The organism is Bacillus cereus group sp. BfR-BA-01349, assembly GCF_022663795.1.
Classification (GTDB): domain Bacteria; phylum Bacillota; class Bacilli; order Bacillales; family Bacillaceae_G; genus Bacillus_A; species Bacillus_A cereus.
Window position 1 is genome coordinate 99,930 of sequence record NZ_JAKUGE010000001.1, and the last position, 14,943, is coordinate 114,872.

The following is a 14,943-nucleotide window of genomic DNA, read 5'->3' on the forward strand; positions in this document are numbered from 1 at the left end:
TTTATTTTCACTATTGTACCACGTTCCCTAAGAAGAAGAAATCTTTCATTAATGGAAAATATTCATAAAAGAAATTGTACCCAATCATCGGCATAATCCCTAGTATTACAATCGAAATTGCACAAAGACTCATAACAACCTTTATATTTAACGGTAACCGTATCCTCTCTTCTGTCTCTCCTGTGCGGAAAAACATTTGTTGTAAAATACGGAAATAATATACGAATGAAACAACTGTCGTACCCATCATAATCGAAGCTAGTAAGTAATGTGCTGGCTCTACATGAAGCGCGCCTAAAAAGATGTTAATCTTTCCAATGAAGCCAGCCGTTCCTGGTATCCCAGCCAGCGATAAAATAAAGATTGTCATCATAATCGCTGCAAATGGTGACCTTTTATATAAACCTGTGAAAATCGTTATATTTTCCTCATCATTTTGTAAGATTAAGCCGTGGATGATAGCAAATGCACCTATATTCATAAGCATGTATGCCAGCATATAAAACCACATGCTATCCATCGTAAATGGTGATAATGCCACAAGTGGAACGAGTAAATACCCTGCATGAGCAATGCCCGAATAAGCAAATAAACGCTTTATATTGTATTGTTTTAACGCAACTACATTCCCAACAATCATCGTAATACTTGCTAACACCGCGATATATATACTCATATGCCCATATAAAGATTGCATATCTCCTTGTATTAATACACTTGCAAAAACCATAAGGAACAAACGAATAATGAGCAGGAACCCAGCAATTTTAGAAATCGTTCCAAGAAAAGCAGTAACTGGTGTAGCCGCTCCTTCATACACATCAGGTGCCCACATATGAAACGGAACTGTGGCAATTTTAAATGAGAGACCGACTAGCAATAAAAGAAATGCGAGAGCTAACAATAACTGAATACCACTAGCGAGCTCCCCAGTGAGTACCTTTTGCATATCTATAATGTTAGTTGAACCTGTAATACCGTATAAATAACTCATTCCGAAGAGCGTAATCGCCGTTCCAATTCCTCCGCTAATGACGTATTTCATTGCCGCTTCATTTGATGCACGGCTCTTTTTTCGTATTCCTACTAAAATATAAGAAGAAAGTGAAAGTAACTCCAAACCAACGAAAAGGGTAATGAAATCAACACTAGAAGCCATGAACATCGCACCAAGAAGTGCCATTAAAAATAAGTAATAATATTCACCCTTATCTTCAATTGGATTCTTCTTATCATCGCTCATTGCGGTGCATAAAATGAGAGCTGAGGCACCTAATAGCAACGTTTTAAACCCTTTTGAAAATCCATCTAACACAAACGATCCATTTAAAATATCTCCTGCTGGTTCGCTATATAGAGTAATTAATGACACGATTGCCAATACGATGGCAGCAATCGCACCAAAAGCTACATATCTATGGTTCAGCTTAAAAAACAAATCACATATGGAAAGAAGGATGGCGGCGCCGAGAATAATAAATTCTGGCACCATTAGATGCCACGATAAACTAAGTAACGTATTCATATCCATCCTACTTCACCCCCAATGTTTTCAATGTATTTTGAAGCGGATCCCCTAGTAACTCTGGCATAACTCCAATTGCAATAATACAAAAGATAAGTAGTAAAACAGGGACATACTCCCATCCGTGTATATCAGTTTTTGCTTCCCACTCTTTCTTTCCAAATGTCACTTGAAGTGTCGCCCTTAATACGTATACAGCGGTTAAAATGATGCCAATCACACCGACTGCAGCAATGACGGGCTCTCCTTGAAATAAACCGAGAAAGGCAAGAAATTCACTAACAAACCCAGACATCCCTGGTAATCCAAGCGATGCCATTCCTCCTGCTAAAAAGAATCCGCTAAGTATCGGTACACTTTTCGCAAGTCCGCCTAGCACCGTAATATCCGAAGTTCCAAATCGTTGTTCTATAACACCCAGTAGAAAGAATAGCAAGGCTGCAATTAAACCATGTGATACAACTTGGAATAGCGCTCCTTGTGTACCAGGTGCATTAAGTGACGCAAGTCCCATTAACACAATTCCCATATGCGAAATACTAGAGTAAGCCAGTACTTTCCTAAAGTCCGTTTGGATGAGCGCTAAAAAGGCACCGTATAGTAGATTAATTACGCCTAATATCGCAATTAGCGTTGCAACATCGTGAAAATATTCCGGGAATAGCCCTTTTCCGAAGCGAATAATACCGTACGCTCCAATCTTTAGCAAAACTCCAGCATGAAGCATAACTACAGCTGGATGCGCTTCTATGTGTACATTGACCATCCAGCGTTGCAACGGAAAAACAGGTAGTTTAATTGCAAAGGCAATCATTATGGCAATAAATACACCAAGCTGCAAGCTACTTGGTATGACGAATGCTCCCTCTGCACTTACGCTTCTTAATATCTCTTTCAGCTCCACAATATTTGTTGTACCTGTTTTCGCGAACAAAATTGAGAAAACAATGAGCAAAATAGCTGAGCCAATACCGTTATATATTAAATAACTATACGCAGCCTTTTCACTCGATAATTTTCCCCACTTTCCAATTAATAAGAACATTGGTGGCAACGTAATTTCAAAGAAGATAAAAAACAACATTAAGTTTTGAGCAGCAAAGACGCCGAGCATTCCTATTTCTAGCATAAGTAACAGCATATAAAATGCTTTTAAATTTCTTTTAATAGAAAAGGCTGCAATTGCTGCAAGCATCGCTAGAAGAGCCGTTAGTACCATCATGACAAGTGACAAACCATCAATACCGAGCTCGTAATAAATAGAAAACCACCTTTTATCCACCGCTGTAAAATCTCCAAACTTAATCCATTTCACCTTTTCATCAAATAGTGACAAATTCTTTCCAGAAGCATATGTACAAGCGAGGACGATAGCGATTCCAAATGGCAGTGCCGTTCCAAATAAGCCAAGCGCTCGCACTGTACGCAATTCCTTTTTCGGTGTTAATACAAGCAATAAAATTCCTAAAAGCGGGGAAAAAATGAAGAACGTTAACAACAAATCATTCATCGTAAATCCCCTCCCGTATAGAGCAAAATAATGACGAGTACAGCGAGCGAAACCGCCGTTACAGTACCGTACACTTGTACATTCCCGTTTTGAAGTTTCGATCCAAGATTACTTGTGCCTTTAACTACACTTGCAATTAAAACTGCAATTCCTTCAACTACATACACTTCAAATAAGCGAAGCACATGAGCGATTCCTTTCGTAATAGGAATCACCGTCATGTTGTATAGTTCATCCACATAATATTTTTCTTTCAAAAGATTATAAAGAGATGTTTCCGTACCCCCAGCCCAATCTCTAGAAATTGATTTCTTGCCATATATGAAATATGCAAGAGCGATTCCCGCAAATGAAACGAGTGTCGCAACAATCATAATCCAAACTGGTCCATGCGCTTCTTCAACCTTAAACCCTACATCTTTCGTCAACCAATCTCCGAGAAACGTCCCAAACCATGGTGTATTTATATATCCTGCCACTACCGCAAGAACGCCGAGAACAATCATTGGATACGTCATAACGCGAGGCGATTCATGCACTTCTTCCTTCGTCTTCGTTTCTCCAGTAAAGACAAGAAAGTATAGGCGGAACATATAAAATGCTGTTAAAAACGCCGCAATTACCGCTAAAGTAAATAAAACGTAATTGCCATTCATCCACGTCGCCGCTAAAATTTCATCTTTGCTGAAAAAACCGGAAAGCAGCGGAACACCGCTAATGGCAAGGGTACCTATTAAAAATAGCGTACCAGTTACTTTCATCTTCTTCTGTAAACCGCCCATTTTATTAATGTTTTGCGTATGCACAGCATGAATTACACTTCCTGCCGCCAAAAATAATAGTGCTTTAAAAAAAGCGTGTGTCGTTAAATGGAATATACCAGCTACATAACCGGCAGAACCTAACGCGAGCATCATATACCCGAGCTGGCTAACTGTAGAATAAGCAAGCACCCTCTTTATATCTGTTTGCACAAGACCAATAGAGGCCGCAAAGATTGCAGTGAAAGCTCCAACGATTGCCACTGTCTGCATCGCCACTGTACTTGCTGAAAATAGAGGGAACATCGTCGCTACTAAATATACGCCAGCTGCCACCATCGTCGCCGCGTGAATAAGTGCCGAAACGGGCGTTGGCCCTTCCATTGCATCTGGCAACCACGTATGAAGCGGGAACTGACCTGATTTTCCCATCGCCCCGATAAAAATTAATATCGCTGTTATTGTAATCATGTAAGGAGGTAGATCCCCTGTATAAATCGCCCTAAATATTGCGTCATATTCAAAACTACCTGCGTACCAAAAAATTAAAATCATCCCGATAAATAAACCAACATCCCCAATACGGGTCATAATAAAAGCCTTTTTTGCAGCAGCCTTCGCTTCTTCTTTAAAGAAATAAAAACCGATAAGTAAAAATGAACCAAGGCCAACTAATTCCCAAAATATATAAAGCTGTAATAAATTCGTTGATATAACAAGCCCTAACATCGCAAATGTAAAGAGTCCTAAATATGCGTAAAAGGTTGGTAATCGTTCATCACCTTTCATATAACCTTTCGAATACACATGTACAAGTAGACTCACAAGCGTCACGATAAATAACATTAAAGCTCCTAATGCAGTCACTTCAAAGCCGAATGATATATCCACATCTCCAGCTCTAAGCCACACCCACTTATGCTTCACGCTTGCTTCTGAAAACCTTTCTATTAACACAAGTACCGCAAGTATAAAGGAGAGAAAGACGAAAAAAATACTAAGTACGCTGCTTCCTTCTCTAATTTTCTTCCCGAATATAATAAGTAACAAAAACGAAACGAGTGGGAAAAGCGGTATGAGCCATGCATAATCGATCATTGTTTCCTTCCCCCTTTTTCGGTCACAATGTTATCCTTTGAGCGTATCCATTTCATCCACTTGAACTGTTGTACGATTACGATATAAAGCAATTAAAATAGCGAGTCCTACCGCCGCTTCCGCTGCCGCTACAGCCATCGTAAACAGTGAGAAAATTTGACCTGTTAAATTCGGAAATAAGCCTAATTTACTAAACGCCACTAAGTTTAAATTGGCAGCATTCAGCATTAATTCGATACAAACTAATACGATTACTGTATTCCGCTTTGTTAAAGCTCCAAATAGACCGATGCAAAACAAAATAATCGCAAGTGTTAAATATGCAGAAGCTGGAACGCTACTCATTGGAATCCTCCTCTTTCTCATCCTTTTTCGCAAGTACAATCGCGCCAACGAGTGCTACAAGTAAAATAACTGAAGTTAGTTCAAATGGGATAATATATTTTGAATAGAGAAGCGTACCGATTTGAAGTGTGTTGTTTTCATGGAGAGGTAAACTTCCTTGTGTGCTTTCATTTGCAAAATCAACATTATTAACAGCGAAATACATAACCGCTCCAAATGCTACAACCGCAAAGAAGATAATCCATTTTCGAAGAGTAAGACGCGATTCATTTTCCGCGTTATGTTTCGTTAACATAATGCCGAAAATCATAATAATTGTGATTGCACCAGAGTAAAGTAAAATTTGTGCAACGCCTATAAATTCAGCTGATAAAAGAAAATACAAACCTGCAATGCTGAGAAATGTCAGAACGAGAGCTAGCATCATGTGCATAACTTTCGTTAAGTTCAACATAAGAACACCGCCGATAATTGCAGACAAGGATAGTATAAAGAATGCTACAAACTCGCCATTCATGCCTTGTTCTCCTTCCTGACGTTTTCGTCGTTTTCGTCAAGCCACTGCAAATTTTTAAATAAGTCATCACGTGAATATTCCGCGAGTTCAAAGTTATTTGTCATGACAATTGCCTCTGTCGGACAAACTTCTGTACATAAATCACAAAGAATACAAATTTCAAAATTAATATCATACGTGTCGATAATTTTTCCTTTTTTCGTAGGATCCGGATGTTTCTTTCCTGTTAACTGAATACAGTCTGTCGGACAAATGTTAGAGCACTGATTACAAACAATACATTTCTCCGGATAAAATTTTTGAATTCCACGAAAACGGTCTGGCAACGGCAACGGTTGATTTGGATAATCATACGTTACCTTCTTCTTGCTCAAATTACTTAATGTATATTTTAATCCTTTAAATAGTCCTTTCATCTCTTACTGGCACCCCCCTCATAGATTAGAAGAATAACTCCTTAATCAATGCCGTTAAGAAAATATTTGCAAGTGCAATCGGCAATAATACTTTCCAACCAAACTCCATTAACTGGTCACCTCTTATACGCGGGAACGTAACGCGGAACCAAATTAATAGAAAGACTACACTGCTAAATTTCAAAGCAAACCATACGGCACCTGGGCTAAATCCAAGAAACATGACTGGATTCCATCCGCCTAAAAAGAGCACTGTAATTAACGATGCCATCCCGAAGAAATATACGTACTCTGAAAGCATGAAAAACGCCCAGCGAAAACCTGAGTATTCCGTATGATATCCAGAAACAAGTTCTGACTCCGCTTCTGGCAAATCGAATGGCGTTCTATTTAACTCTGCAACTGCTGCGATTAAGAAAACGACGAAGCCAATTGGCTGTACGAAAATGTACCAAACCTTCTCCTGCGCCGCTACAATCTCATTTAAATTCAGACTACCAGCTAGCAAAACGATACCAATTACACTCATTACGAGCGGAATCTCATAAGAAATCATTTGCGCCGCCGCACGCATTCCTCCTAAAAGGGAATATTTATTATTCGATGCCCATCCCCCAGTTACAACACCTATCGTCGTAATACCGGAAACAGCAATATAATAAAGTAGCCCAACTCCAATATCTGCAAATTGAAATTTATCAGTGAACGGGATAACCGCAAGCACCATAAATGCTGGTGCAAATGCAATGACAGGCGCTAATATAAACAGCGGTTTATCTGCTGCTTTTGGAATACTATCTTCTTTCAATAATAGTTTTAAAACATCAGCTACCGTTTGCAGTAAACCGAATCGGCCTCCAACCTGGTTTGGTCCAATCCGCCCTTGCATAAACCCCATCACTTTCCGTTCTGCCAAAATTCCATATGTAACGAAGCCAAGGACTGCAAATAGTAGAAGTACCGCTAATCCGAAAAAAATGAAGAAATTCGTCCAGCTTGAAGGTGATTGTAAGAGCGTTTCAATCATTAGCCATCAACCTCCCCAAGTACAATATCAACTCCACCTAAAATCGTAATTAAATTGGCGATGTTTTCACCTTTCAATAACTTCGGTAAAATTTGCAAATTGTAAAAAGACGGCCTACGAAACTTCAAGCGGTACGGCTCTTTCTTTCCGTCACTAGCAATATAGCACCCAATCTCTCCGCGCGGCGATTCGATACGTACAAATGCTTCTCCCTTAGGTGCCTTAATAATTTTCGGTACTTTTGCCAGCACAGCTCCATCTTTCGGGAACTGCTGAACCGCTTGCTCAACAATCTTTAAAGACTCCTCGATTTCTTGCATTCGGCAAACGTAGCGATCCCAAGCATCTCCCACGCTTCCAACAGGAATATCAAAATCAAAACGATCATAAATCGAATACGGCTCATCTTTGCGAAGATCCCAGTTTACTCCAGTGCACCGCAAATTTGCTCCGCTTAAAGAATACGAAATCGCTTCTTCCGCGCTATATATACCAACGCCTTTCACACGATTTAAGAAAATCTCATTACCGCTAACAAGATCATGATAACCTGCCAGTTGCTCTCTCATATACGGAACAAACTCTTCCACCTTTTCAATCCAACCATCTGGCGCATCCCACTTCACACCACCAACTCTCATATAGTTAAAAGTAAGCCGTGCCCCGCATAATTCATTTAATAAATTTATAATCATCTCTCGTTCACGAAAAGCGTACAAAAACGGGCTAACCGCTCCTATATCAAGAAGATTCGTCCCCCACCAAACGAGATGGCTCGCAATTCTTCCTAGCTCCATCGCAAGTACTCGCAAGTATTCGGCACGCTCTGGAATTTCAAGCCCCATCATCGTCTCTACAGCATGGCAAATGACGTAATTATTCGTCATAGCTGATAAATAGTCCATTCGATCTGTATAAGGGATAATTTGCGTATACTGTAAGCTCTCAGCGATCTTTTCCGTCCCGCGATGTAAATACCCAATAACAGGTGTAGCTTCTTTAATAATTTCCCCGTCAATCTTAATTACGAGCCTGAACACACCATGTGTACTCGGATGCTGAGGTCCTACATTCAAAAGCATCTCTTCCGTACGGATCATAGCTACACCTCCACATCATACGGTTCATAGTCTTTTCTAAGCGGATAGCCTACCCAATCCTCTGGCATTAAAATACGCGTTAAATTCGGATGCCCTTTAAATACAATCCCGAGCAAATCGTATGCTTCTCGCTCCGGCCAGTCGGCCCCTTTCCAAAGCGCTGTCACAGATTCGACTTGCGGCGCTTCCCGGTCTATCTTTACCTTCACCGCTACCGATTGTTTCTTACTATATGAAAACAAATGAACATACACTTCCATATGTGTCACAAAATCCGTCGCATGTAGCTCTGACATATAATCAAAAGCAAGTCCCTCATGGAATCGCAGTAACTCCATCACTTCATAATACTTTTCGGGATCCACCACAAGAGTTGGCACATCCTTTGACAGTTTATTAATGTAGGAATCTACTAATGCACCCTCTCCTAACTTCTCCCTAATAGCCTCAACATACTGATTTAAATACGGCTGATTTACGGACGGTTCTTCCTGCTTCGGCTCATCCTCTTTCTTACCTTCAGCCCCCTTTGTCTTCGCTCTTGCAGCCGCTGCTGCTTTCGCTTTTGCCGCTGCAATTGCCTTTGCCTTTTCATCTCCCGAATCCCCATCACCTTGCGAGGCTTTCTGCTTCGCCAATGCTGCCGCTTTTGCCTTGGCCGCTGCCACCGCCTTCGCCTTGGCCTTCGCTTTTTCTTCTTCCATTACTTCTTCTATTCCTTCTCTTTTCTGCTTCGCTAACGCTGCCGCTTTTGCTTTTGCAGCTGCTGCTGCCTTCGCCTTTGCTTTCGCTTTTTCTTCTTCCGTTACTTCTTCTGTTCCTTCTCTTTTTTGCTTCGCTAACGCTGCCGCTTTTGCTTTTGCAGCTGCTGCTGCCTTCGCCTTTGCTTTCGCTTTTTCTTCTTCCGTTACTTCTTCTGTTCCTTCTCTTTTCTGCTTCGCTAACGCCGCCACTTTTGCTTTTGCAGCTGCTGCTGCACGTCGTTTTGCTTCTTCTATAGTAATATCATCGTTTTTTGGTAGCGCTTTCTCTTTTTCTTGATCTTCTTCCTCAAGCTTACTTATTTCCGCCTCGTGTTTCGCTACAAGGCGTTTTCTCGCTTCTTCTTTTGCACGCCTAGCTGCTTCTTTTTTCAACTCCTCTAAATCTTTATTTGGATTACTCATTTATTCGTCACCTGCTTCCCGGTCTTTGCTTCGTAACGAATTTTTTCTTTCAATTTATTAATTCCATAAATTAAGGCAGCTGGATTTGGGGGACAACCAGGAATATACACATCAACTGGTACGATTTGGTCTACACCTTTCACAACAGCATATGAATTTACATACGGACCACCTGCTGTCGCACAAGATCCCATCGCAATAACCCATTTCGGTTCGGGCATTTGATCATATAAGCGCCGAACAATAGGAGCCATCTTCTTCGTTACCGTTCCCGATACAATCATGACGTCCGATTGCCTTGGTGAAGTTCGAAAAAATGACCCAAATCGATCTAAATCATAATGTGATGAGCCTACCCCCATCATTTCAATTGCACAGCACGCCAGTCCGAATGTCATCGGCCATAAAGAGTTGCTCCTCGCCCATCCTTTCAACTGTTCCAATGTAGAAAAAAAGATATTTCGTTCTAATTCTGCTCGCTCATTTGGATGTAATTCCTCAAAATTTATAACCATTGTAACACCTTCTTTTTCCAAGCATACGCTAATCCAACTAGCAACATTACAACAAAGATGAGCATTTCAATTAATGCAAATAAACCTAGCTTGTCATACGCAACAGCCCAAGGATATAAAAATAAAGTTTCTACATCAAAGATCACAAACAATAAAGCGAAAATATAATAACGCGCATGAAACCGAATATTTGCATCATGAAAAGGCTCAATTCCACTCTCATACGTCGTCGCCTTTGCTGCACTTGGTTTATTTGGGCGCAGCATCCTTCCTAATGTAAGAGCCACTACCGGCAGCAATATACCTAATAGCAAGAAAATCAAAACGATCATATAACTATTTTCATATACACTTGCCATTGTGAAACCCTCCCCCCTAAATTAAGAACAAGTTCACATAGTAAACAATATGTCCTAGTTGCAGTAATTATTATTTTTAAATTTTTCTAAATAATGAAACTATTATAATCATTATAGCAAACTTCAAATTCCTATGTCGATATGTTGGGAGGCAGAAACAAGAATTATTAAAATCTATCTTTACAACTTGCTATAATTGTGCAAAATAAATATAAAACTTATATATGCTTTTCAAGAAACCGTAGGTGATATAAATGAAAAAACAAACACATGTAAGTATTCTTATAAGCATTGTATTGCTGTCCATAACGATTCACTACGTAGCGATGCCTTTTCTATATGAATACTCATTTCCTTTTCAGCTATTAATCGGAATGAGTACCCTATTAATTGATATTATCGCTTGTAGTTATATACTTTATTTTTCAAACATGAAAGAAGGGCTATCTCGTTTATTTTGGATCATATTATCTGTTGGAGCTCTCTCTTATTTTATCGGTGATATAGTCGTTGCCTATCAGCGTTTAATTGTAAAAGACTTCTATACGTTCGTTGATCCATCTGACTTTTTTTAGTTAGTTTTACGTTTGCCTTTCTATACGAAATCATTTATAACCGAGATTTATTAGAAAAACTTTTTATGCTATGTGATATTTGTATTATCGTTACAGCCCAATTTACTTTAAGTTACTACTTACTTATTGAACGAACTATTCACATCTTTACAACATCCTATATCGACATATTTGTTCAACTTACCTATCCAATGGCTGATTTACTCTTTCTCTTAATAGGAATCAACCTTTTATTCAAACCACTATCCTTATTACCTAAAAAGGTCGGTGCACTTCTTGGCAGTGCTTTAATTTTATATGCTACTACAGATGCGATTTATGCTTATATAAAATACTTCATACCAGAGTATTCTATGTTTACAGTTACTCCTTTCTATCAAGTAACCTTAGTGTTAGTAGCAATCGCCTGTATTCTCCATACAAAAGAGCCTGAAAAACAAGAACAAGTACTACTAACACCTAAAATTGGTGAATCAATCCGATTATCATTACCGTATATTTCGGTAGTAATGCTTATTGTTTTTATATTAGTTGAATACGTTTTTGCGCCTATTATAGTAATCGGACTTATAATAACTTTCTCTTTCGTTCTCATACGTCATAGCTTAGTTCGAAAACAAAATAAAATATTATTGTTTGCTCAAATGCAATTCAACTCAGAACTCGAGAAACAAATTAAACTACGTACAGAAGATTTAGTAGAACAGAAAAATGAACTCTATCATAATCAACAAATGTTTAAATCTTTATACGAGCATCATCCAGATCCAATCTTCACATTAGATTTGTACGGTAATTTTCTCAAAGTAAATAACGCTGGCACTACTTTACTCGGTTATCAAACGAATGAATTATTAAACCAGCCTTACTATTCACTCATATACGAAGAAGATTTAGAAGAAATGATTAACGCCTTTCATCGCGTGAAAAAGGGGTATTCTATCTCTTTAGAAATACGGGCTTACCATAAAAGCAGAGATATTTACTACTTGCACGTTACCGCCGTACCGATCTTTTTAAAGGAGAAAATTTCTGGGGTTTATTTAATGATTAAAGATATTACAGAAAGCAAACAACAACAAGAACAAATTAATTTCCTAGCATACCATGATACTTTAACAGAGCTTGCAAATCGACGTGCATTTCATCAACATTTAGAACAGGCAATTGCGCGAGCAAAAATATCGAAAAAGCCTTTTGCTGTTATGTTTCTCGACCTAGACCGTTTTAAAGTTATTAATGATACCCTCGGTCATCGAGTAGGAGACCTATTGCTCATCGCAGTAGCAAAAAGGCTCGAAAGAATAGCAACATCAAATATGAAACTCGCGCGGCTAGCTGGGGATGAGTTCACAATCCTTATCGAGAATTACAAAAAAAAGCCAGATGTCCAAAAAATAGCTGATAGGATTGTAACGGCCATGAATGAGCCATTTGAAATCGAAAATCAACATTTACAAATCTCACCGAGCATCGGAATTGCAATATATCCTGAAGCAGGTGAAGATGCGCTATCCATTTTGCAGCATGCTGATATGGCCATGTACGAAGCAAAGAATAAAGGAAAAAACGGTAGCTCTCTTTACACGAAAGAACTATATAAAAAAATGGAACGAAAAGCTCGAATTGAAAAAGATTTGCCAATCGCTTTAGTAAACAAAGAATTTTATCTCGTTTATCAACCACAAATTGATACGACAACAAATAAAATTATCGGCGCTGAAGCTTTAATACGTTGGAAACACCCACTATTAGGTGACATTTCACCATGTGAGTTTATTCCAATTGTAGAAGAGACGCCACAAGTAGTCCCACTTGGACATTGGGTATTACAAGAAGCTTGTCTCCAATTAAAAATATGGCATACCTTTGGCTACCAAAATTTAAAAATAAGTGTTAATCTATCCGCAAAAGAGTTCCGGCAAGATCAATTAATTGAAAGCATTTCACAAATATTAAACGACGTGCAAGTCGATCCAAAATATGTAACACTTGAGTTAACAGAAAGAATTGCAATGGTTGACGAGAAAGAAACGTTATTAAGACTGAAGCAATTAAAAGAATACGGTATCCAAACTTCCATTGATGACTTCGGTACTGGATACTCTTCTCTTGCTTATTTATCAATTTTTCCAATCGACACATTAAAAGTACCGAGAGAATTTACACAATTAGCTGATCATCGTCCTGAAGAACGAGCCATCGTTTCTACAATACTTTCCCTCGCGAATACTTTAAATCTTTCAGTCGTCGCCGAAGGAATTGAAACCGAAAAACAACTTAAGTTTCTGCAAAAACATAACTGTAAATATATGCAAGGTTACTATTTCAGTAAACCACTTACTAGCAATCAGTTTATAAAGTTTCTACAAAAAACCCCCAGTATGAACAAATAATTCATACCGGGGGTTTTTTAGTGCTAAATATTTTTCTCATAATATTCTTCTGCAATCTCTTCGTAAAAAGCTGCAGATGTCGTATAGAAATATGGAATTAACCATAAGAATCCAATCCCTAACGTAATACAACTTAATATAAACCAGCCAATAAAACTTAAACATAAAATGAAATACTCCATCTTATGTCCATCCATCATACGACGACTTTCTGTAATAGCTTGGTTCAGTGAATACTCAGGATGATCGTTTATAATAAAGTATGTCATCGCATAAGAAAATGATTTAATAATACCTGGAATAATGAACAATAACGTCCATAAGAAAAGATAAAGATTTACTAATAAATATAATAAAAATGATTTTAGAAATCTCTTTCCCTCTGAAAACCAAATGAATACATTACCAATACTAGCTTGCTTTTCACGAAGGATATTTAAACCAAGGTAATATCCACCTAAAGTTAACGGTCCAGTAACAAAAAATGTAAGAATATTCGTTGAAAGTGAACCATTTGTTTTTTGCCAACCGAAAATCAAAGAAAATCCCCAATCAACACTAAAACTAAAAGCCGTGATAAGAATTGAAATGAGTAGTGTAGCTCCAACAGCTAATCCCCATTTTCCTTCTAATGAATCTAGTGCTTCTCCTTTTAAATCACTAATCATGCGTAGCCTCGCCTCCTATACACAATAATTCTATTAGTATAGCATGTTCCTATTGAAATTCACCTTTTGAAATATAGCGATAAAAGTGTGCTGTCGTCGTACTCATATACGGACTAAGCCAAAGAAATCCTATTCCAAAAGTAAGAAGCGCTAAAATAGCCCATCCTATGAAGCTCAGCCATAAAAGAAACAAATCTAACTTATGACCCTTCATAAGATTCTTACTTTCCTTCATCGCCTGCGAAACACTATATTCTGGATTTTCAATCATCACATAGTACGTCAGTGCATAAGAAAAATACATCACAATCATACCAACGATTGAAATAGCTAGTAGTACACAGATAGCAATAGCAAACGACGCATTTCCTTCTTCACCAAAAAATGCAAATAAGGCTACTAACAATATCGGAATCCATGTACCTGTATATAATAAAATTGCAAGCATTGCCCATATTGTTTTCATCATTCTTTTAAAGCCACGAAATCCTTCGAATAAGTAATCTACTTTAGCATCTTCTCGTTTACTAATCTGTAAAAATACATTTGTATAACCGTATGATGTAATCCCATAGGATGCACTACTCAAAATTATCATAATGCAATAAAAAATCCCGAATGTAACACTTGCTCCATTTGATATTGTTTGCCCTTCAAGTGAACCTACTAAACCAGCAAATAAGAGAAATATAATAATTCCTGGAATTAATAGTATAAGCATTGCAGCCATCGAAACAACATAACTTAAAATAAAATATAAAATTGTTGATCCAACACCTAGTCCCCATTTTCCCTTTAAAGAGTACAATGCTTCTCGCTTCATTTCACCAATCATTGATTCATCCCCTTTATGAAATATAAATTGTTGTACACTTCTACTTATACAAGCATCAATATAATTATACCAGTTTTGTAAAATTATCCATAAAATACACAAAAAAATCCGTAAAGGCAAAGCCCTTACG

General features: G+C 38.2%; 13 protein-coding genes and 1 pseudogene. 1 reads left to right on the forward strand and 13 read right to left on the reverse strand.

Annotated features, from left to right (window positions below; genetic code table 11):
• Positions 1 to 10 precede the first annotated feature (10 nt).
• The 11 genes from nuoN to nuoA are packed head-to-tail and all read right to left on the reverse strand — an operon-like array spanning position 11 to position 10,339.
• Positions 11 to 1,525, reverse strand: a complete 1,515-nt coding sequence (nuoN, locus tag MR169_RS00460; RefSeq protein ID WP_016118938.1) for an NADH-quinone oxidoreductase subunit NuoN — start codon at positions 1,523 to 1,525, stop codon at positions 11 to 13.
• A gap of 7 nt (positions 1,526 to 1,532) precedes the next feature.
• Positions 1,533 to 3,035 carry an NADH-quinone oxidoreductase subunit M gene (locus MR169_RS00465; protein ID WP_242318731.1) on the reverse strand — a complete coding sequence of 501 codons (1,503 nt, stop codon included), beginning with the start codon at positions 3,033 to 3,035 and terminating at the stop codon, positions 1,533 to 1,535.
• The gene (gene nuoL / locus MR169_RS00470) at positions 3,032 to 4,894 is read right to left on the reverse strand and encodes an NADH-quinone oxidoreductase subunit L (protein WP_098389733.1); all 1,863 of its coding nucleotides are present in this window, start codon (positions 4,892 to 4,894) and stop codon (positions 3,032 to 3,034) included. The genes MR169_RS00465 and nuoL overlap by 4 nt, the downstream gene beginning before the upstream one ends.
• Before the next feature lie 30 nt (positions 4,895 to 4,924).
• Complete coding sequence (nuoK, locus tag MR169_RS00475; protein WP_000100079.1) at positions 4,925 to 5,239, reverse strand: NADH-quinone oxidoreductase subunit NuoK; 315 nt, start codon at positions 5,237 to 5,239, stop codon at positions 4,925 to 4,927.
• Positions 5,232 to 5,756: an NADH-quinone oxidoreductase subunit J gene (locus MR169_RS00480; RefSeq protein ID WP_001012814.1), complete on the reverse strand. Its 525-nt coding sequence runs from the start codon at positions 5,754 to 5,756 to the stop codon at positions 5,232 to 5,234. The genes nuoK and MR169_RS00480 overlap by 8 nt, the downstream gene beginning before the upstream one ends.
• On the reverse strand, positions 5,753 to 6,172 hold the full coding sequence (gene nuoI, locus MR169_RS00485) for an NADH-quinone oxidoreductase subunit NuoI (protein WP_000677191.1): 420 nt from the start codon (positions 6,170 to 6,172) through the stop codon (positions 5,753 to 5,755). The genes MR169_RS00480 and nuoI overlap by 4 nt, the downstream gene beginning before the upstream one ends.
• A gap of 25 nt (positions 6,173 to 6,197) precedes the next feature.
• Positions 6,198 to 7,199, reverse strand: coding sequence for an NADH-quinone oxidoreductase subunit NuoH (gene nuoH, locus MR169_RS00490; protein ID WP_242318732.1), 1,002 nt, complete (start codon positions 7,197 to 7,199; stop codon positions 6,198 to 6,200).
• The gene (gene nuoD / locus MR169_RS00495; protein WP_000621434.1) at positions 7,199 to 8,299 is read right to left on the reverse strand and encodes an NADH-quinone oxidoreductase subunit NuoD; all 1,101 of its coding nucleotides are present in this window, start codon (positions 8,297 to 8,299) and stop codon (positions 7,199 to 7,201) included. Before nuoD ends, nuoH begins: the two co-directional genes overlap by 1 nt.
• Positions 8,300 to 8,301: 2 nt before the next feature.
• Positions 8,302 to 9,465: an NADH-quinone oxidoreductase subunit C gene (locus MR169_RS00500; protein ID WP_242318733.1), complete on the reverse strand. Its 1,164-nt coding sequence runs from the start codon at positions 9,463 to 9,465 to the stop codon at positions 8,302 to 8,304.
• On the reverse strand, positions 9,462 to 9,980 hold the full coding sequence (gene nuoB, locus MR169_RS00505; protein ID WP_000236331.1) for an NADH-quinone oxidoreductase subunit NuoB: 519 nt from the start codon (positions 9,978 to 9,980) through the stop codon (positions 9,462 to 9,464). The genes MR169_RS00500 and nuoB overlap by 4 nt, the downstream gene beginning before the upstream one ends.
• On the reverse strand, positions 9,971 to 10,339 hold the full coding sequence (gene nuoA, locus MR169_RS00510) for an NADH-quinone oxidoreductase subunit NuoA (RefSeq protein ID WP_000179273.1): 369 nt from the start codon (positions 10,337 to 10,339) through the stop codon (positions 9,971 to 9,973). The genes nuoB and nuoA overlap by 10 nt, the downstream gene beginning before the upstream one ends.
• A gap of 254 nt (positions 10,340 to 10,593) precedes the next feature.
• Here nuoA and MR169_RS00515 point away from each other — a divergent pair.
• Positions 10,594 to 13,310: pseudogene (locus tag MR169_RS00515) on the forward strand (putative bifunctional diguanylate cyclase/phosphodiesterase).
• A gap of 23 nt (positions 13,311 to 13,333) precedes the next feature.
• Here the strand turns inward: MR169_RS00515 and MR169_RS00520 are convergent.
• Both MR169_RS00520 and MR169_RS00525 read right to left on the reverse strand, forming a co-directional pair.
• Positions 13,334 to 13,978, reverse strand: a complete 645-nt coding sequence (locus tag MR169_RS00520) for a DUF975 family protein (RefSeq protein ID WP_000622467.1) — start codon at positions 13,976 to 13,978, stop codon at positions 13,334 to 13,336.
• A gap of 49 nt (positions 13,979 to 14,027) precedes the next feature.
• Complete coding sequence (locus MR169_RS00525; RefSeq protein WP_016118944.1) at positions 14,028 to 14,915, reverse strand: DUF975 family protein; 888 nt, start codon at positions 14,913 to 14,915, stop codon at positions 14,028 to 14,030.
• Between the last annotated feature and the right edge of the window lie 28 nt (positions 14,916 to 14,943).